Source organism: Bacillus sp. FSL R9-9834 (assembly GCF_038006905.1).
Classification (GTDB): domain Bacteria; phylum Bacillota; class Bacilli; order Bacillales; family Bacillaceae_G; genus Bacillus_A; species Bacillus_A pacificus.
Window position 1 is genome coordinate 1,288,601 of sequence record NZ_JBBOWD010000001.1, and the last position, 19,592, is coordinate 1,308,192.

The following is a 19,592-nucleotide window of genomic DNA, read 5'->3' on the forward strand; positions in this document are numbered from 1 at the left end:
TATTATACATATAAAAAGCGGTATTTCAATGAAGAAATACCGCTTTTTACTAACCAATTTGTGAAACTGTTAATGCTGCAGCACGGATGTCTACAGTTCCAATTAACTCAACTGGTACAATTTGAATTAAGTCACCAGGGTTTAAGTTAATAAGAATAACACCACTGGATACGTCTACTTCACCAGTACCAATAACGTTAGAACGAACCGCTGTACCTGATCCAGGAATAATGTTAGCCGGTGTACCTAATGATAAGAAGAAACGACCAGCTTCTGGTGCGGTAGGAACGTTATCAAGACTAATTGTTAATGTATAACTGATTTGATAAATACCAGCTACTTGAATTCGAATGCCATCTCCGACACTTACTGTATTATTTATTACAGGGACAGGAATATTTGGGTTTGGACTGACGCTAGGTAAAAGTAATGGTGTGAATAATGAAGCAAACTGAGGTGCAGAAGCATTGAAAGCAAAACCGAATGCTGGTAGTGTACTAGCTGGTTTCGCCTCACAATCGATTTTCGTAAATTCGCAATCAGAAGAGAACATGTTTTTCACTCCTTTATCTGTTTCTACTTTCAGTTAATGAAAGGGACAGGTTCTATGTTCTAGACAAGTTCCCAATTTTATGAAAAATACATAATAATACCTTTTAAGCATGGATTGGGTGGCAGAAAACTCTGCCACCCAATCCATGCTTAACTCATTATTTAGTTTTAAATCGTAACATCACGTAAGCATTGAATAGCGCAGAAGCAACTTAAATCAACAGTAAGACAAGTGTTGGTCGATATTAATCTTGCATTTGGTACAGCCAAAAACGTACAGATTGGATCGTCACCAGGTGGCACAGGAGAAGTATCACCTAATACTACAGTTAATACACGCAATACAGCGCAATCATCATCATCTATACTCTCGACACGGAAAATTGGAGATTGGCAGCTAGAAAGGCTTGCAGATGGCGCGAATGCTTCAAATGGTGTTCCGGCTTTTGTGTATAAAATAAAAGGACGTGTATTTGCTACTGATGCGCTATTATGTGCTCCTAAAAAGGGTACTTCACAACCAGATCCGCATGTTGTCGTTGCACATTCTTGTAGTTCATGTATAAAACGAACGACATTAGATACACAGTTGAAATCAAAATCATGTTGATGATCTTCGTTACAATTGCAGCTCATTATGTTCACTCCTTCTCGTGAGTTCTGACATACACTATTACAATATGAGTGGGATATGGTTGATATTACGTTAATTCTTATGATAAAAAGAGGGAATTTATATAGGAGGGATGTACATATTGCAATATAAAAAAAGACATCCTTATTTCGTGGATGTCTTTTCAGGTAAATCTTTTCGCACAGTATACAAAAAGCGAGATATATCTAATTTTTTTCCTCTAAAAAATTGCGGAGAGGAAATGTACAATTCTTCTTTCGCACGTGTAATTGCGACATAAAGTAGTCGGCGTTCTTCTTCTAAAGCTTCAGAAGTCTCTGTAACACGATCATTTGCATCTTTTAAAGAAGAAGTATGGGGCAGAATACCATCGCTCGCTCCGAGTAAAAAGACACATGGAAATTCAAGGCCTTTTGCGTTATGAATAGACATAAGTGAAACAGCATCTTTTTGTGGCATTGTTTTTAATGCTTCCATTTCTTTTTGACCTTGAATGGCTTCATCAATAAATTGTAAATAAGCTGGAATATCAGTGAAGCGATTTGCCGACTCCATTAATTCTTCTAACATTTCTTCTTGTATATCTTTATGCATCGTAAAGGAAGAACGATCGTTACTTTGTAAGTACTCTAAATACTTTCCTTTACCATGAATAATTTCTTTTAATGCTTTTTTCGGTTCTAATTCTTTTATAAATTTAATAAAATCGATACGCTCATTTACCTTTTTCACTTGAAAAGGTTTTAAGTTCGGATTTAATAATAAGAAATGAAGAAGAGAAGGGAAACGACCTTCGCCATATTTCCATTGTTCACGTTCAATAAATGAAATACAATCATCACGCCCGATATACATCGTTGGCAATATGTTTGAAAGTGATTCTAATCGAAACGGTTCAATTACGAGTCGTAAATGATCCAATACAGGCTTAATTAACGAATGTTCATAAAATGACTGACTCGCACCGTGCTTAATAAACGGGATTTTATGAATGGTAAGCTGATCCAGTAACGAACGGCTTACAGAATGTGTGCGATACAGCAAACAAAAATCTTTATAATTTCGTTCACCACTATCTACTTTTTCTTGAATGAGCTGCAAAATTTGATTTGCTTCATCAAGAGTTGTAGCCGGTCTTGCATAAAAAGGTTGTACACCTTCTTCACGAACAGAATATAGCTCTTTATCAAACCGTTCTTGATTTAGTTTGATAACTTCATTTCCAAGTCCGACAATAAAAGGATTGGATCGATAATTCGTATTAAGGGCGATAATCGTAGTGTTATCAAATTCTTTTGGAAAAGATAAAATAATTTGGTGACTTGCCCCTCGCCAACCGTATATAGCTTGATCGTCATCACCTGCGATAAATAAATTATTTCTTGGAGAAGCTAACAATTTTACAATTTCATATTGAGCATACGATGTATCTTGGAACTCATCTACTTCAATATAGTGGAAACGTTGTTGTAATTGGGTAAGCAAAGGAGCGTTATTTTCTAACATATAATATGTTTCTAATAAGATGTCATCGAAATCGATATAATTATATCGTTGTTTCACTTCTTCAAAACGCTCGTATACTTCTTTAAATTCTTGTTCAACGGGTGTTTTTGCTTTTACATCTTTCGGACGATTTAATTTGTTTTTCTCAAGTGAAATCATCGCGAGCATCGTTTCAGCATCATAATCGTCTTTTAAACGCAATTCTTTTAAAATTTTCTTTATCATAATTTGTTTATGTTTTTCGTTTGCTAAAATTTGCTGATTATATCCTTGACTACGAAGTAATTTTAAAAAGACAGAGTGGAACGTACCAGCAACAACATAGCTACTTGCGGCATGATTCATGCCTGGTAAATTCGCTACACGATTTCGAATTTCTTCAGCCGCTTTTTGTGTAAATGTAAGCAATAAAATATTTCGCGGATGAACTTGTTTTACATTTACTAAATAGCCGACGCGAGTCGTTAAAACAGATGTTTTCCCGCTTCCGGCACCAGCCAGTGTAAGAACAGGGCCTTCTGTCGTTCGTACGGCTTCTAATTGTTTTTCGTTTAAAAATACATTTTGCTGTTCGAGAGCGCGAAAATACGCTGCATCTGCATCTTCTTCCATAATTAAATGGGTAGATGTTTTTGGAATATGATATGTTGCACGTGGAATATCAGCGTGCGTTAATGATTTTTGTGAAAATTTTTCTTGTGTCATATATTCACCTTCAAAACTATAGCATCAACATTTAACTTTAGCGGAAGAAAAAGAAAATAGCAATGTAAAAAACAGGAGGGGATACCTCCTGTTTTCAAATTACAATTCTTTTATCATAACGATGTGAGGAATATTTGCTTCCATAAATACATCAGAATTCGTTACATATCCAAGTTTCTTATAGAAATCTTCGGCATGTGTTTGAGCATGCAGCTTCAATTTTGGTAGCGAGTTTTCCTTCGCATATGCTTCAAGTGCATCCATAACAATTTTTCCAATGCCTTTTTTACGATGGGAAGCTAGTACGCAAATGCGTTCCATTTTTCCTATTCCATCAATGGTGCGAAAACGTCCAGCACCAACGGGAACATCATTATCATATATAACAACGTGTATGGAAGTTTCTTCAAACTCATCATACTCTTCTTCGGCAGAAACTTGCTGTTCCTTCACAAATACTTGCTTACGTACAGAGAATGCATCTCTTAGTTGTTCGTCCGTTTGTACGATCTGTGCATGCAAATTAGTTGTTCCCCTTTCCTAGGCGGAATGTTTCGTGTACAGTCCATGTTCCGTTTTCTAATTGATATAGAAGGTGGAAGCGGTCAATTGGTTGTTCGTAATAGAAATCTTTCATACGTAATCGACCTAGTACATCAGCATGCTCTGCATCTGATAAGCCTTGTCCAATTGTTAAATGAGGTACAAAAGCGTATTCGCGTTCTTGTGTAAAGAATCCGCTATGCATTTCCTCATTTAAGAAAGTAAGTTCAGGTGTTTTTTCTACTTTAAAATAAATAACATTATTAACAGGTGCGAATGAACCAACTTTTCCAACATGAAGGGTGAAAGGGTTCGTTTTACTTGCGATTGTATGTAACTCGTTTACAATCGATTCTAATTGTTCATCTTGCGTCTCAAAGGGTGTTTTCAATGTAATATGTGGCGGAACTAATGCGTAGTGCGGATCATAACGTTTACGCAATCCGTTCGCTTTATCTTGAATCATTTTAGATGGAAAAATTACAATGCCTAATTTCATGTTCCAATTCCTCCCTTTGTAAGTCTAGTTAGATTTTGAGAAAATACCTCTCTTACTCTATTATATCAAATTATTCTGAATACTGCTCTCTATTATTTCATTGATAGCATATGAGAGAAAGCTTTCGGTAAATCAGTTTGCCAATATTTCCACGTATGATTACCTTCAAATTCCTCGTAATGTGTAATGAAATTTCTATCTGTCAGAAGCGTATTAAGCTCACGGTTCGGCCCTACGAAATCAGATACTTGTCCATCCGTGCGCTTTACAGCTGTTTCTTCTGTTCCAATGACGTGATAAAGTTCTAGCGCCTCCGGATTTTTGAATTCTTTTGCTAAATTCATCACTGTTTCATCCACAAATGGTGATTGCATAACAACTTTACCGAATGTATGCGGATACATAAGTGCGGTCATAAAGGAAACTGTTCCGCCAAGAGAATCACCAATTAGCACACGACCTTTTCCCATTTGGTACGTTGGATAATTTTCATCGATATATGGTGCAAGTTCATGAGCAAGGAAACGAATATACGCAGCGTTTTTTACTTCGTTTGGGAAATATTTTTCTTTACGATCGTGTACATTTTTATATGGAATACCGACAATAATTGTACGGTCAATTTCTTCAGTTTCACGAAGGCGCTCAATTACACGGTGTGCTTTACCAAGCTGAAAATAATCTCTTCCATCTTGTGCAATGACCACTGTATGTTTGTGCAGCGGTGTGTAATTTACCGGTAAGTAAACGAGAAGTGTAACATCTTCTTGAAGTGATGCACTATAAAATGAAATCTCTTCAATTCTCCCAATTGTTTGATTCATGTAGATCCCCCTAAATAAAAATTTACTGTAATGATTGTAAGAGCGACGCTTGTAGTGAAAAAGAAAGAAATATTCACTAATAGGTGCTTTCGTTTCTATTTTACCATAATGGTACGAAGAATCTAAAAAATTAGTATTTAAGTTAGGGAAGAAAACGGATATAATGAAGTGGGATTTTTGACAGGGGAGAGGGGAGACAGAATTTGAAACAAGAAAGGTCAATCGCGCTACCATTAGCTATTTCCATTATAGCCATTTCATTCGCAGCAGTTTTTGTAAAGATGTCCTCGGCACCATCTTCCATATTAAGTATGTATCGATTATGGATTATCGTACTTCTTATGCTGCCTATTGTTTGGAAAAAACGGGAAGAGTTTAGTAAGATTCAAATAAAAGATTGGGGATTTTTAATCGGATCTGGTTTCTTTTTAGCACTTCATTTTCTTTTATGGTTTGAATCTTTAAAGCATACAACAGTTGCGAGTTCGACGATTATATTAGCACTTCAGCCGATCGTATCTTTAGTTGGAGGTTTTTTCTTATTTAAAGAAAGAACAACATACTCAGCCATTGCGACAATGGCAATTGCGATATTAGGTGTAGTGTGTATTGGTTGGGGAGATTTAGGACTAAGTGAACAAGCAATTTATGGCGATATATTATCTTTTTTAAGTGTAATAGCAGTTGTCGGTTATTTATTTATCGGCCAAACGACAGTAAAGAAAGTATCACACTGGATTTACAGCTTTACAGTCTTTGCATTCGCCGGTATTTTTATGGGGATTTATAATATAGCATTGCAAGTGCCTTTTACAGGTTATACAAAGTGGGATTGGACCATTTTTCTTTTACTTGCGGTCGTGCCGACAGTGTCACACGTCATTAATAACTGGTTATTAAACTACGTAAATGCAACAACAATTTCAATGAGTATTTTAGGTGAACCAGTTGGAGCATCAATACTAGCTTTCTTCTTACTTGGGGAAAGATTAAATGCTATGCAAATAATCGGTAGCATACTCGTATTGTTTGGTGTATCTGTTTTCTTATTGCAGCAACAAAAACGAACAGCAAAAAATGTCGTAAACGAGCCTGTTTATACACAGGAATTATAATGTTAAGAGAGAAAAGAGAAGTTGTGATACTTCTCTTTTTGTTTTATAGAAATACGGGCGTAGAAGGGGGAGGGAAATGGAAGAGATATTAAAGAAGTATATGCAGAGCCTTACAACACTAAGTGAAGAAGAGCAGCACATGATTCTCAGTGAATTACAAATTGAAGAATATAAAAAAGGAACAGTGCTTCTAAGGCAAGGAGATGTTTCGTTAAAATGTTATTTTGTATTAAAAGGATGCGTTAGACAACATAGTATAGATGAAGTAGGAAAAGAAGTTACATCAAATTTTTATACAGAAGAACAAACAATCGCAAATTTTAATCATCATAAACAAGATAAATCATCCCCGCATACGTTAACGTGTTTAGAAGACTGTCTAGTTGTAGTTGGCGACCTGCATAGTGAAAAGGACATGTATAAGAAATATTCACAATTAGAAGAAATGACACGCCAAATGATTGAATACAATTTCGGTGAGGTACAAGAAGAACTTTCATTATTTATTGCATCGACACCAGAAGAGCGCTACAAATCATTATTACAAAAACGACCGCATTTAATCAATCGTGTTCCTCAATATCAATTGGCAAGTTATCTAGGTATTACGCCAGAATCATTAAGCAGAATTAAGAAACGACTCAAACAGTAGCGTTTTTTCCACCTTTAATCAATAGCCATATACTAAATCCGAGTTCACCTGCGATCATCGGTAGTTGAAAGACAACATTAAGAATGGAGATCATCGCATCATATTGTGAAAACATTGTATTCATGACGTGAATTACGATATAACCGATAGAAGCCAAGAATAGTAGTATACTAATACATTTCGGTATATGTTTACATAGAAAAGTTACATAACCTAAAACAAAAAGATGTAAGCCGAAAATGATTAACCCTACAGACCAAGTGTACTCGAATGAACTGAGAAACAACATCGTATATGTTTCTGAATTTGCGATTGTGCTTTTTGAAAGTAGCAATACTAATATTAGATTGAATATAGCGATCCCAAGTATCGATGTATACATAAGACGAAGCAAGGATGCTAGTAATGAGAGGCTAGTATGAATCGGCTTTAGAAAGAAATAAAGAGCCCATGCGGTGATAATATCCGTAATGAAAATGATAATCCATCCGAAAATTTCTGCTTTGAAAAGTGAACTTGAAGTTTGAATATTATGGAGTGTCGTGCTCGCATTACTTGGTACAAAGAGATTTCCATGAACAAAACCGTAAGAAAAAAATGCAGTGAATGCCATGATAAGAAGAGAAGTGCCTGCAAATAAGGCAAATTTTCGCTCAGTCATAATCCGTCCTCCTATTCTAATGTTGTTTTCATTGTAACAGGGAAGAGGAGGGGATTCATTGACTTAAATCAAGAGAGGGGACGTTTAGTGGAATTTCTATCAAAAAAAGATGTATGGTTATATCCGATTTTTTTCGTTGTCATTGGAGCGTGTTTTGCTCCAATATTTGCAGGAAGAGAATATTTTCTTTTGTTTTTCACAATTCCATTAGCTATCTTATTGATGTGGAGTTGGTTTTCAACAAAATATATTGTTGGAGAAGAAACAATTACTATTAGATCCGGTTTCGTGAAAAAGCGCATATTGATACGAGATATAAAACAAATTTCAAATACGAAAAATCCAGTAGCAGCCTATGCATTGTCACTTGATCGACTTGAAATTGTTTACGATACACATCAAACAGAAATTATTTCTCCTAAAGATAAAGAGCAATTTATCAATCTTGTTACAAGTAAAAATCTACACATTGAAATAAAGTAAAAGAGTGGCTTCATAGCCACTCTTTTACTTTGGGTTTGTCATATAAGGTTGTACATGAATGATACATAGGTCCCTGAATTTTCCTTCAGCAGTTGTAACAATTACGACTGCTCTACCTGCACTTTTTCCAGTAATCGTTACTGTATCACCTTTTGGATACAGTGTGATAACATCAGCATTCATATTTGTCCAAATAAGTTCTTGATTCGTTGCTTGCACTGGCAAAACAGAAGCTGATAACTCAGTGCTTTGTCCCGTTCTTACTTTTAACTTATTTTTTTCCATATGAACACCAATGACTGAAATAACAGAAGGAGCAATTGAAATTTTGGGTGGATTAGGTTGTATGTTCAAACAAGACGCAGAAGTATTTGTGATAGGTGAAAATTTTCGTGTTTGTTGTTGCTGGAAAGCTGCTAACATGTTGGAGTCCCCTTTCTGTATAAGTGCTGATAGTACTACTATAAAGGAGTAGTGTTACGTTTAATTTAATGAAACATAAAGAAATTGTTAAATTCGAGCAGAAGATTGTCGAACTTTGAGAAAAAGAAAACTCTGCTGATACGATAACAGCAGAGCTTTTTCTTTATAGATTATGACTATGTTGCTTTTCAAAAGTCTCAAAGTGCTCTTCAACATCTTTTGAAGATTGTGTTAGTAAACTAACAATTACGATTACTAGTAAACTAATAGTAAAACCAGGAATCATTTCATATAAGAATTCTTTTAAGAATTTGAATTGCGTCCAAATAATAACAGTAGCGGCACCAGAAATCATACCAGCAAGTGCGCCCCACTTCGTCATACGTTTCCAATATAAGCTTAATAAAATAGCAGGTCCGAATGAAGAGCCAAATCCAGCCCAAGCGTATCCAACAAGAGCTAAAATCGTATCATTTTGTTTAAACGCTAATGCACACCCAACTAGTGCAATAACAAGAACAGCCATACGGCCGACAAATACAAGCTCTTTATCAGAAGCAGAACGTTTAAAGAAAGTACGATATAAATCTTCTGTTATAGCACTAGAAGTAACGAGTAATTGAGATGAAATTGTACTCATAATCGCTGCTAAAATAGCTGCTAATAAAAATCCAGTAATAAGTGGATGGAATAAAATTTTTCCGAGTTCAAGGAAAATTGTTTCTGGGTTAGATAATGTTAACTCTTGTTGTGAGTAGTAAGCAATACCGATAAGGCCAGTAAACATAGCTCCGACAACAGAGAAAATCATCCAGCTCATACCAATTCTTCGTGCGCTTTTAATTTCTTTTACAGAGGAAATCGCCATAAAGCGTACGATAATATGAGGTTGTCCAACATAACCAAGGCCCCATGCAAATAAAGAAATAATTCCTAAAGTAGAGGCACCTTTAAAAATATCTAAACGTGTTGGATCTACAGAACGAATTGTATCAAATGCAGGTCCCAGTCCGTTCGAATTCATAATTGTTACGATAGGAACAAGAATAAGAGCAACTACCATAATGATTCCTTGCACGAAGTCTGTCCAACTCACTGCTAAGAAACCACCAAATAATGTGTAAGCGACAACAACACCAGCTACAATGAATAATCCAACGTGGTAGTTCATACCAAATGAATTTTCAAATAATACAGCGCCTGAAACTAATCCTGAAGCTACATAAAAAGTAAAGAAAATCATAATAACAAGTCCGGATACTAAGCGTAGCGTGTGAGATTTGTCTTGGAAGCGGTGTTCCAAAAATTCTGGGATAGTAATAGAGTTGTTTGCAATTTCTGAGTAGGTACGTAAGCGAGGAGCGACATATAGCCAGTTTGCGTATGCGCCTAGTGTCAGGCCGATCGCAATCCAACTACTACTTAATCCAACGCTAAACATTGCACCGGGTAATCCCATTAAAAGCCAACCACTCATATCGGATGCTCCAGCGCTTAATGCTGTTACTGCGGGGCCTAGTGTACGCCCGCCAAGCATATAATCTGTTAAGTTGGACGTTCGTTTATAAGCGAAATAGCCAATTACTAACATCCCGAGCATGTAGATAGAGATTGAAGTTAAAGTTAACATCTGCGTACTCATGTAGTTCCCCTTCCTTTTGTCATGTCTTTTGATGCGTTATGCATATTTATAATCTATCATGATTATTCTGAAAAATCCATATAGAAATATGAATTTTCAGAAATGTAAGCGTTTTTTGATGTTATTTTACTTTTTTAATATATAATATTCATACAAAAAACCTTATTTTTAATAGAGTATTTATTATATTTACATAAAAAGCGGTTGTTTTGTCAATATAATATTGAAAGGAAAGAAAAATAAAATTTTTGAAAAAGTATTGACTTGTGAAAAAAGTCAGGTCTATAATGAGTGCAACTTAAAAAAATGCAAGCGTTGATGAAGAAGAGTACACATGATGAACATGTCAGAGAGCTGATGGTTGGTGCGAATCAGTATGGAATTGATGTGGAATGGGCTTCGGAGCTTCCAAACCGAAACGAAAGAAGTAGGCTTTGGCGACATGATCTCATCGATACAAGAGACACGTATTGTTTTTGATACGGTAAAGTGCGTTACATTCGTAACGAATTAAGGTGGCACCACGGGAGTACCCGTCCTTTCTATAGGATGAGTACTCCCTTTTTGTGTATAAAAAATTAAATAAATGAAATCGTTTAAGTAAGAAGAGTACGTATATTGGAGACGTTACAGAGAGCCGGGGATAGGTGGGAGCCCGGTGCGGTGTCATATACGGAATGGGCTTACGAGAGGTATGCTGAACAATTATTTTCAGTAGGCAACCCGGGTTCCGCCGTTACAAGGATAAGGTATAAATTTTGTACCTGAACAAAGCGGGATGCTTTTGCATCCAACACGAGGTGGTACCGCGGTATATTTATCGTCCTCTACATATTTTCGATATGTAGAGGGCTTTTTTATTTTTCAGGGCGAGGTGAAGGACATGATGACGAAAGAAGAATTTATAAAACAAAAAAGAGAGAGAAAGACATTTTTAGTAATCACTGAAGAAGAAGGAGATAGCATTACGCCAATTTCTTTATATAGACGTATGAAAGGGAAGAAGAAATTCTTATTAGAAAGTTCACAGCTTCATCAAGATAAAGGACGTTATTCTTACTTGGGATGTAATCCTTATGGAGAAGTGAAAAGCGTTGGTACGGAAGTGGAACGAACGATTTTCGGTCAAACAGAAAAGGTGCAAGGTAATGTACTACAAGTGTTAGAAGAAGTAATTGCACCATCACAAGTAGACAGTCCATTTCCATTTTGCGGAGGAGCAGTTGGTTATATTGGATATGATGTCATTCGGCAGTATGAAAACATTGGAGCGGATTTACACGACCCATTAAATATTCCAGAAGTACACCTTTTACTATATCGTGAGTTTATCGTTTACGATCATTTACGCCAAAAGTTGTCGTTTGTATATGTATGCAGGGAAGATGATTCAGCAGATTACGAAGAAGTATATGAAAGGTTGCAAATATACAAAGAGGAAGTGCTACAGGGAGAAGAAGCTGAAGTAACTGAAATAAGATCAACATTATCATTCACTTCTTCTATAACGGAAAAAGAATTTTGCGCGATGGTAGAAACGGCGAAAGAACACATTCGAGCAGGGGACATATTTCAAGTTGTATTATCTCAGCGTTTGCAAAGTGAATGTATTGGAGATCCATTTGCGTTATATCGAAAACTTCGAATTGCCAATCCATCACCATATATGTTCTATATCGATTTTCAAGATTATGTTGTACTCGGTTCTTCGCCAGAAAGTTTACTATCAGTAAGGGAGGATAAAGTGATGACGAATCCAATTGCTGGTACGAGACCAAGAGGGAAAACGAAGAGGGAAGATGAGGAAATCGCAAAAGAACTGTTAGGCAATGAGAAAGAGCGAGCAGAGCATATGATGCTTGTAGATCTTGGGCGAAACGATATTGGTAGAGTGAGCGAAATCGGCTCGGTTACGATAGATAAATATATGAAAGTAGAAAAATACTCTCACGTTATGCACATTGTATCTGAAGTTTACGGAACATTGCGAAAACAAATGGGCGGATTTGATGCGTTAGCGTATTGCTTACCAGCAGGTACGGTTTCTGGGGCTCCAAAAATAAGAGCGATGGAAATTATAAATGAGCTAGAGAACGAAAAAAGAAATGTATACGCCGGTGCAGTTGGATACGTTAGTTTTTCAGGAAATCTTGATATGGCGCTCGCCATTCGAACGATGGTCGTAAAGGATGAAAAAGCATACGTTCAGGCAGGAGCGGGTATCGTCTACGATTCAGACCCAGTTGCTGAATATGAAGAAACGTTAAATAAAGCGAGAGCGCTTTTGGAGGTAATGAAATGATTGTACTGATTGATAATTACGATTCATTCACATATAACTTGTATCAACTGTTAGGTGAATACGAAGAAGATATTGTTGTCGTAAGAAATGATCAAATAACGATAGAACAATTAGAAGAAATGAAGCCGAAAGGAATTGTACTTTCACCAGGACCAGGAAAACCAGAGGATGCTGGCATTTGTATTCAAGTGATTCGTCATTTTTATAAGAACGTTCCCATATTAGGGATTTGTCTTGGCCACCAAGCGATCATAGCTGCATTTGGAGGAGACATTGTTAGAGCAGAACGTATTAAACACGGAAAAACATCGCGTGTGAAGCATAACGGAACGTCAATCTTTTCATACGCTACACAGCCGCTAACGGCAATGCGCTATCATTCCCTTGTTGCAGAGCAAACGAGCTTGCCAGAGTGTTTTGACATATTAGCGACAGCGATGGACGACGGAGAAATAATGGCAGTCCGTCACAATTATTATCCGCTCTTCGGATTACAGTTTCATCCGGAGTCAGTCGCAACAGAAGAAGGTGGAAAGTTAATACGTGCCTTTTTAACAGAAGTAAAAGAGGAGGAAAGAGTATGAATAACTATCTTCGTAAATTAGTGGAGGGTCAACATTTAACAGAAGAGGAAATGTATAAAGCAGGACTACTTTTATTAAGTGAAAACATATTAGAAAGTGAAATTGCAGCTTTCTTAGTCTTACTGAAAGCGAAAGGTGAAACTGCAGAAGAAATATACGGTCTCGTTCGAGCTCTTCGCGAAAAGGCATTGCCGTTTTCGAACCATATACAAGGAGCAATGGACAATTGCGGGACGGGTGGTGACGGTGCTCAAACATTTAATATTAGCACAACGTCAGCATTTGTACTGGCAGGAGCTGGCGTAAAGGTTGCAAAACATGGTAATCGTGCTGTTTCTAGTAAAACAGGAAGTGCAGATTTATTAGAAGAACTCGGTGTAAATATTAGCAGTACGCCAAACGAAATTGATTATTTATTAGAGCATGTGGGCATTGCATTCTTATTTGCACCAGCGATGCATCCAGCACTAAGACGCATTATGAAAATAAGAAAAGAGTTAAACGTGCCGACAATCTTTAATTTAATTGGTCCTTTAACAAATCCAGTGAATTTAGAAACACAATTTGTCGGTATTTATAAACGAGATATGTTATTACCAGTTGCACAAGTATTACAAAAGTTAGGCCGGAAACAAGCGCTTGTCGTAAATGGAAGTGGTTTTTTAGATGAAGCGTCATTACAAGGGGAAAATCATGTAGTCCTTTTAAAAGATAATGAAATAGTAGAAATGAGTATTGATCCAGAAAAGTATGGTTTTTCAAGAGTGAAAAATGAAGAAATTAGAGGGGGGAATTCAAAAGAAAATGCAAAGATTACAGTCGGCGTATTGAGCGGAGAAAAGAGTGTTTATCGCGATACAGTTTTATTAAATGCAGGTCTAGCTCTTTTCGCAAATGGAAAAACGGAAACGATTGAAGAAGGAATTAAACTCGCGACACATAGCATTGACTCTGGAAAAGCATTAGCCAAATTAAACTTATTAATTGCAGCAAGCAACGAAAAATTAGAAAGGGTGAACTAAAGTGGGGACGATTTTAGATAAAATTGTAGAACAGAAGAAAAAGGAAGTTGCGGAGTTATATGAAATATATACACCAGTAAAAACAAAAAGAAAGACACATTCACTTGTAGAAGCGTTACAGCAGTTTACTGTCATTGCAGAAGTAAAGCGAGCATCACCATCAAAAGGAGATATCAATTTACACGTTGACGTACGAAAACAAGTGGGAACATATGAAGACTGCGGGGCAGGAGCAGTATCTGTTTTAACAGATGGTCAATTTTTTAAAGGATCGTTTCACGATTTACAAACAGCACGAGAAGAAAGTAACATTCCGCTTTTATGTAAAGACTTCATAATTGATAAGATTCAAATTGATAGAGCGTATGAAGCGGGAGCAGATATTATTTTACTAATTGTAGCAGCGTTAACGAAAGAGAAGTTAAAAGAGTTGTATAGCTATGTGTTAGCAAAAGGATTGGAAGCGATTGTTGAAGTTCATGATGAGCGGGAATTAGAAACTGCGATTCAATTAAATCCGCACGTTATCGGTATTAACAACCGTAATTTAAAAACGTTTGAAGTGGATTTAGGCCAAACGGAAAAGCTTGGAAAAAGATTGAATGAGGAGCAATTACTTTGGATTAGCGAAAGCGGGATTCATTCAAAAGAGGATATTATTCGTGTTAAAAAAGCAGGAGCAAAAGGTGTATTAGTTGGAGAGGCACTTATGACATCATCTTCTATTCGTACCTTTTTTGAAGATTGTAAGGTGAATATATGAAAGTGAAAATTTGCGGCATCACTGATATGGAAACAGCAAAACGTGCTTGCGAATACGGAGCAGATGCACTCGGATTTGTTTTTGCAGAAAGTAAGCGGAAAATCACTCCAAAGAGAGCGGAAGAAATCATTCAGGAGCTTCCAGCCAACGTATTAAAGGTCGGTGTTTTCGTAAATGAATCAGTAGAAGTGATCCAGAAAATTGCAGATGAGTGCGGGTTAACACATGTACAACTACATGGAGAGGAAGATAATTATCAAATAAGAAGATTGAACATTCCGTCTATAAAGTCGCTAGGAGTAACTTCAGAGAGTGATATGAAAAACGCTCAAGGGTATGAAACGGATTATATATTATTTGATAGCCCGAAAGAAAAGTTTCATGGAGGAAATGGAAAGACATTTTCATGGGAACTACTTGGGCATATGCCAAAAGAATTGCGAAAAAAAACGATATTAGCTGGTGGATTAAACGCTCTTAATATAGAAGAAGCAATTCGAACTGTTCGGCCATATATGGTCGATGTGAGCAGCGGAGTAGAGATAGAAGGGAAGAAAGATGTAGAGAAAATAAAACAATTTATTATAAAAGCGAAGGAGTGTTCCAAATGAACTACGCATATCCAGATGAAAAAGGACATTACGGTATATACGGAGGACGATACGTTCCAGAAACGTTAATGCAATCTGTACTAGAACTAGAAGAAGCATATAAAGAAGCGATGCAAGATGAAGCATTTCAAAAGGAATTAAATCATTATTTAAAAACGTATGTCGGAAGAGAGACACCGCTATATTATGCTGAAAATATGACGAAGTATTGCGGTGGTGCAAAGATTTATTTAAAACGTGAAGATTTGAACCATACAGGAGCTCATAAAATTAATAATACAATCGGTCAGGCACTACTTGCAGTGCGAATGGGCAAGAAAAAAGTTGTCGCTGAAACAGGAGCTGGACAACACGGAGTTGCAACAGCTACTGTATGTGCTCTACTCGGATTAGAATGCGTCATTTTTATGGGAGAAGAAGATGTAAGACGTCAAAAATTAAATGTGTTCCGAATGGAATTACTCGGAGCGAAAGTAGAAAGTGTAGCGGCAGGTAGCGGTACATTAAAAGATGCGGTAAACGAGGCGCTTCGTTACTGGGTTTCACACGTGCATGATACGCACTACATTATGGGATCTGTTCTCGGACCACATCCATTCCCGCAAATTGTCCGTGATTTCCAAAGTGTAATTGGAAATGAAACGAAAAAACAATATGAGGCGTTAGAAGGAAAGTTACCAGAAGCAGTCGTTGCGTGTATTGGCGGTGGTAGTAATGCGATGGGTATGTTTTATCCGTTCGTACACGATGAAGAAGTTGCTCTTTACGGCGTAGAAGCAGCTGGAAAAGGAGTTCATACAGAAAAGCATGCAGCTACTTTAACGAAAGGAAGCGTTGGCGTTCTCCACGGATCGATGATGTATCTTCTGCAAAATGAAGAAGGACAAATTCAAGAAGCTCACTCTATTTCGGCGGGACTTGATTACCCTGGTGTTGGGCCAGAACATAGCTTGCTAAAAGATATTGGTCGCGTTTCTTATCATTCCATTACTGATGATGAAGCGTTAGAAGCATTTCAATTATTAACGAAAAAAGAAGGGATTATCCCGGCGTTAGAAAGCTCGCATGCTGTCGCATACGCATTAAAAGTAGCGCCGCAAATGAAGAAAGACGAGGGGCTTGTCATTTGTTTATCTGGCCGCGGTGATAAAGATGTAGAGAGTATAAAACGTTATATGGAAGAGGTGTAAAAAATGGGAGTCGAAAAAATTAAAGCAGCATTTGAAAATGGCAAGAAAGCATTTATTCCGTACGTAATGGGCGGAGATGGTGGCCTTGAAAAATTAAAAGAAAGAATTCGTTTTCTTGATGAAGCAGGAGCAAGTATCGTTGAAATTGGCATCCCGTTTTCAGATCCAGTCGCAGATGGTCCAACGATTCAAAGAGCAGGGAAACGAGCGCTAGATGGCGGTGTAACATTAAAGGGCATTTTTCAAGCGTTAGCAGAAGTAAGAAAAGAAGTACAAATTCCGTTTGTACTCATGACATATTTAAATCCAGTACTCGCATTCGGAAAAGAACGATTCATTGAGAGATGCTTAGAGGTAGGTGTGGACGGTATTATCGTTCCAGATTTACCGTATGAAGAACAAAATATTATTGCTCCATTACTGCAAGAGGTGAACATTGCGCTAATCCCACTCGTTACCGTTACGAGCCCAATTGAGCGAATCGAGAAAATTACGAGTGAATCAGAAGGGTTCGTCTACGCTGTTACAGTAGCAGGCGTAACAGGAGTACGTCAAAACTTTAAAGATGAGATTCATAGTTACTTAGAAAAAGTAAAATCACATACGCATTTACCGGTAGTGGCAGGGTTCGGTATTTCAACAAAGGAACATGTAGAAGAAATGATTACAATATGTGACGGAGTTGTCGTTGGAAGTAAAATTATTGAACTGTTAGAAAATGAAAAACGAGAAGAAATATGTGAATTAATACAGGCAACAAAACAAAAAGAAGAGGCATAAGTCTCTTCTTTTTGTTTTACGTAATAAATGTTAAAATATACAGAAAATACATATAATTTAGAGGGTGAGAAAGCATGCTAAGACGTAAACTACTATATCTTCTTTTAACTGTACCATTATACGCTTGGCTCATTAGCATGACAAAAATAGAGTTGATGGCTTTATTTTTAGGATATGTATTCATCTTTTCCAACTTAAATCGTATTCAAGAGCAATCTATTTTAGAAATATGTATATTTTCGATTAGTATAGAACTATTTAGTATCGTTTCGATTGTATTATTAAACGAATTATTTCGCTGGATCCATTCATTTGAATTCATGAAATTTGGAAATGTTGTATTGCAAGTAATATGTGTTTATATTGTGTTTGTTGTGTTAGACAAAATAATGAGGCAGCAGAACGTTTTTCAGGATAAAAGAAAATGGGGGTGAATGAAAAAGGTGCCGTTTGGCTCCTTTTTTATATCTGTTGTAAAAACAATTGAAAAAAATAATATCTGTTATATAATAGTTTAAAATTGTATTTTAAACGAAATGAGATGATAACATGGCCATATTGTTGGCACTTATCCCAATTATGATGATTTTCATTTGTTTATTTTTATTTCAACAAACGTCATTACGGTCCTCTTTAATTGCTTACGTTGTATCTGTTGGAATCGTTTTACTTTCGCCAACATTTCAACTAGGGATAAGTGAAACTGTGCACGCAACGATTAAAGGTTGGTTAATTTGTTTTATTGTCGGATACGTTTTATTTTTCGGTATTTTTTTATTTCATCTCATGAACAAAATGGGGTACATCGACCAAGTAGCATGTTTTCTAGAAGAAGTTACGCATGATCGTTTATTACAAATGCTTCTTATGTGTTTTGGTATTTGTCCACTAATTGAATCAGTAAGTGGATTCGGAATCGGTTTTATGGTTGCAGCACCTATTTTTCTTTCATTAGGCTATAAACCGTTTCAAGCTGTACTGCTCTCGTTTATCGGCTTACTAGCTAGTTCATGGGGGGCAATGGCAACTGGTACGATTATCGGTTCGCAGCTTATTAATATGCCTCTTACAACACTCGGTACAAATACAGCGCTATTAAGCATCCCAATGTTTGCTTATTTCGTCATTCTTTCTTTACATGTTGTTGGCGGCTGGCAGGCCGTTATTGAAAAGTGGAAGGAAGGATTCGGTTTCTTTCTATTATTTTCTCTCGGAATCTATCTTTCTAACGCATACGTAAGCGTGGAACTAGCAGGTATATTAAGTTCTATCGTTACCATTACATTTGGATTTCTTATCATTAAATTAAAGGGCAAAAACGAACAAAATCTAATAATAGAACATGCTGCGGCAACGGAGAGAGAAGTATCTATTGTAAAAATTATTAGCCCTTATATATTCTTAACCGTTTGTATTTTACTTTCTCGCCTTGTACCAGCATTGCATGATGTATTTAGATCATATGCCGTCCTTGATTTAAAATCATACTCTTACAAATTAGAAATGCTGTATTCACCAGGATTTTGGCTCGGTATGACTTGTTTATTTACTATTATTTTCTTCCGGATACCATTTCATATTATTAAACAATCACTCTCGCAAACGATAAAACAATGGATTCCATTTGCGATTACGACGACAATGTTTATCGCCATTTCAGAACTAATGGGTGCATCTGGCATGCATGCATTACTGGCAAAAACAGCTGGTGACACATTTGGAACCTTTTTCGTTTTCGTTGCTCCGTTCATCGGTGGAATCGGTGGCTTTTTAACAGGTAGTAATGCAGGATCAAATGCGATGTTCATAAAACTACAAATGCAAACGGCGCAAAACGTAGCACTCCCGTGGCAATACGTCACAACATTGCAAAACACCGCATCATCAGTAGCGACGATAGCTTGCCCGTCACGGATTACACTAGGTGCGTATTTATGTAACATTCCGTATCGTGAAAATGAACTATTAAAGAAGACGACATTAATGATTTTTGGTGCGGTGTTACTTGTAGTGGTAGAGGTTATTGTTTGGTATATGTTGAGAAATTAAAAATCCTCCTAACATAGGAGGATTTTTTTTATGATTGGATAATGTTTTAAAT

The 19,592-nt window shown here is 36.7% G+C and carries 21 protein-coding genes and 2 other annotated features; of the genes, 12 read left to right on the forward strand and 9 right to left on the reverse strand.

Translation table 11 applies throughout. The features are described 5' to 3' along the window. Nucleotides 1-49: 49 nt before the first annotated feature. The 6 genes from exsF to MKY00_RS06755 form a co-directional block, all read right to left on the reverse strand. Nucleotides 50-553 carry an exosporium protein ExsF gene (exsF, locus tag MKY00_RS06730; RefSeq protein WP_016716886.1) on the reverse strand — a complete coding sequence of 168 codons (504 nt, stop codon included), beginning with the start codon at nt 551-553 and terminating at the stop codon, nt 50-52. A 167-nt stretch (nt 554-720) separates the two neighbouring features. Continuing rightward, nucleotides 721-1,188, reverse strand: coding sequence for a spore coat protein CotY (cotY, locus tag MKY00_RS06735; RefSeq protein ID WP_001277715.1), 468 nt, complete (start codon nt 1,186-1,188; stop codon nt 721-723). A gap of 142 nt (nt 1,189-1,330) precedes the next feature. Next, nucleotides 1,331-3,397, reverse strand: coding sequence for an ATP-dependent helicase (locus tag MKY00_RS06740; protein WP_000191172.1), 2,067 nt, complete (start codon nt 3,395-3,397; stop codon nt 1,331-1,333). A gap of 99 nt (nt 3,398-3,496) precedes the next feature. Then, nucleotides 3,497-3,919 carry a GNAT family N-acetyltransferase gene (locus MKY00_RS06745; protein ID WP_000543274.1) on the reverse strand — a complete coding sequence of 141 codons (423 nt, stop codon included), beginning with the start codon at nt 3,917-3,919 and terminating at the stop codon, nt 3,497-3,499. Nucleotide 3,920: 1 nt separating this feature from the next. After that, nucleotides 3,921-4,439 carry a YjcG family protein gene (locus MKY00_RS06750; RefSeq protein WP_000765876.1) on the reverse strand — a complete coding sequence of 173 codons (519 nt, stop codon included), beginning with the start codon at nt 4,437-4,439 and terminating at the stop codon, nt 3,921-3,923. Nucleotides 4,440-4,531: 92 nt separating this feature from the next. Continuing rightward, nucleotides 4,532-5,263, reverse strand: coding sequence for an alpha/beta hydrolase (locus MKY00_RS06755; protein ID WP_016716887.1), 732 nt, complete (start codon nt 5,261-5,263; stop codon nt 4,532-4,534). A gap of 203 nt (nt 5,264-5,466) precedes the next feature. On the opposite strand from MKY00_RS06755, the gene MKY00_RS06760 reads away from it, so the two are divergent. Further along, nucleotides 5,467-6,378, forward strand: coding sequence for a DMT family transporter (locus tag MKY00_RS06760; RefSeq protein ID WP_016716888.1), 912 nt, complete (start codon nt 5,467-5,469; stop codon nt 6,376-6,378). A 76-nt stretch (nt 6,379-6,454) separates the two neighbouring features. Further along, nucleotides 6,455-7,030 carry a Crp/Fnr family transcriptional regulator gene (locus tag MKY00_RS06765; protein WP_016716889.1) on the forward strand — a complete coding sequence of 192 codons (576 nt, stop codon included), beginning with the start codon at nt 6,455-6,457 and terminating at the stop codon, nt 7,028-7,030. Here MKY00_RS06765 and MKY00_RS06770 read toward each other — a convergent pair. Then, a complete protein-coding gene (locus tag MKY00_RS06770; RefSeq protein ID WP_016716891.1) occupies nt 7,020-7,691 on the reverse strand; it encodes a DUF4386 domain-containing protein in 672 nt (223 codons plus the stop codon). The two genes, MKY00_RS06765 and MKY00_RS06770, sit on opposite strands and share 11 nt — an antisense overlap. A gap of 87 nt (nt 7,692-7,778) precedes the next feature. Between MKY00_RS06770 and MKY00_RS06775 the strand changes: the two genes are divergently transcribed. Further along, on the forward strand, nt 7,779-8,174 hold the full coding sequence (locus MKY00_RS06775; RefSeq protein WP_016716892.1) for a PH domain-containing protein: 396 nt from the start codon (nt 7,779-7,781) through the stop codon (nt 8,172-8,174). A gap of 24 nt (nt 8,175-8,198) precedes the next feature. Here MKY00_RS06775 and MKY00_RS06780 read toward each other — a convergent pair whose 3' ends face one another. Together MKY00_RS06780 and putP are read right to left on the reverse strand one after the other, a co-directional pair. After that, nucleotides 8,199-8,597, reverse strand: a complete 399-nt coding sequence (locus MKY00_RS06780) for an Ig-like domain-containing protein (RefSeq protein ID WP_016716893.1) — start codon at nt 8,595-8,597, stop codon at nt 8,199-8,201. 163 nt (nt 8,598-8,760) lie between these two features. Further along, a complete protein-coding gene (putP, locus tag MKY00_RS06785; RefSeq protein WP_016716894.1) occupies nt 8,761-10,239 on the reverse strand; it encodes a sodium/proline symporter PutP in 1,479 nt (492 codons plus the stop codon). A gap of 306 nt (nt 10,240-10,545) precedes the next feature. Beyond that, nucleotides 10,546-10,783, forward strand: a binding site (T-box leader). Between the two features lie 42 nt (nt 10,784-10,825). Then, nucleotides 10,826-11,070, forward strand: a binding site (T-box leader). 52 nt (nt 11,071-11,122) lie between these two features. Here putP and trpE point away from each other — a divergent pair. From trpE to MKY00_RS06830, 9 genes are all read left to right on the forward strand, one after another. Next, nucleotides 11,123-12,541 carry an anthranilate synthase component I gene (gene trpE / locus MKY00_RS06790; protein ID WP_016716895.1) on the forward strand — a complete coding sequence of 473 codons (1,419 nt, stop codon included), beginning with the start codon at nt 11,123-11,125 and terminating at the stop codon, nt 12,539-12,541. Continuing rightward, nucleotides 12,538-13,125, forward strand: coding sequence for an aminodeoxychorismate/anthranilate synthase component II (locus MKY00_RS06795; protein WP_016716896.1), 588 nt, complete (start codon nt 12,538-12,540; stop codon nt 13,123-13,125). Before trpE ends, MKY00_RS06795 begins: the two co-directional genes overlap by 4 nt. After that, nucleotides 13,122-14,147: an anthranilate phosphoribosyltransferase gene (gene trpD / locus MKY00_RS06800; RefSeq protein ID WP_016716897.1), complete on the forward strand. Its 1,026-nt coding sequence runs from the start codon at nt 13,122-13,124 to the stop codon at nt 14,145-14,147. Before MKY00_RS06795 ends, trpD begins: the two co-directional genes overlap by 4 nt. A 1-nt stretch (nt 14,148) precedes the next feature. Beyond that, nucleotides 14,149-14,910, forward strand: a complete 762-nt coding sequence (trpC, locus tag MKY00_RS06805; RefSeq protein ID WP_016716898.1) for an indole-3-glycerol phosphate synthase TrpC — start codon at nt 14,149-14,151, stop codon at nt 14,908-14,910. Continuing rightward, nucleotides 14,907-15,521 (forward strand): phosphoribosylanthranilate isomerase, encoded by a 615-nt coding sequence (locus tag MKY00_RS06810; RefSeq protein WP_016716899.1) that lies wholly within the window; start codon nt 14,907-14,909, stop codon nt 15,519-15,521. Before trpC ends, MKY00_RS06810 begins: the two co-directional genes overlap by 4 nt. Further along, nucleotides 15,518-16,711: a tryptophan synthase subunit beta gene (gene trpB, locus MKY00_RS06815; protein ID WP_016716900.1), complete on the forward strand. Its 1,194-nt coding sequence runs from the start codon at nt 15,518-15,520 to the stop codon at nt 16,709-16,711. The genes MKY00_RS06810 and trpB overlap by 4 nt, the downstream gene beginning before the upstream one ends. Nucleotides 16,712-16,714: 3 nt before the next feature. Further along, the gene (gene trpA, locus MKY00_RS06820; protein ID WP_016716901.1) at nt 16,715-17,491 is read left to right on the forward strand and encodes a tryptophan synthase subunit alpha; all 777 of its coding nucleotides are present in this window, start codon (nt 16,715-16,717) and stop codon (nt 17,489-17,491) included. Nucleotides 17,492-17,565: 74 nt separating this feature from the next. Next, nucleotides 17,566-17,925, forward strand: coding sequence for a DUF4029 domain-containing protein (locus tag MKY00_RS06825; protein ID WP_016716902.1), 360 nt, complete (start codon nt 17,566-17,568; stop codon nt 17,923-17,925). Between the two features lie 115 nt (nt 17,926-18,040). After that, nucleotides 18,041-19,540, forward strand: coding sequence for an L-lactate permease (locus tag MKY00_RS06830; protein WP_016716903.1), 1,500 nt, complete (start codon nt 18,041-18,043; stop codon nt 19,538-19,540). Nucleotides 19,541-19,592: the final 52 nt, after the last annotated feature.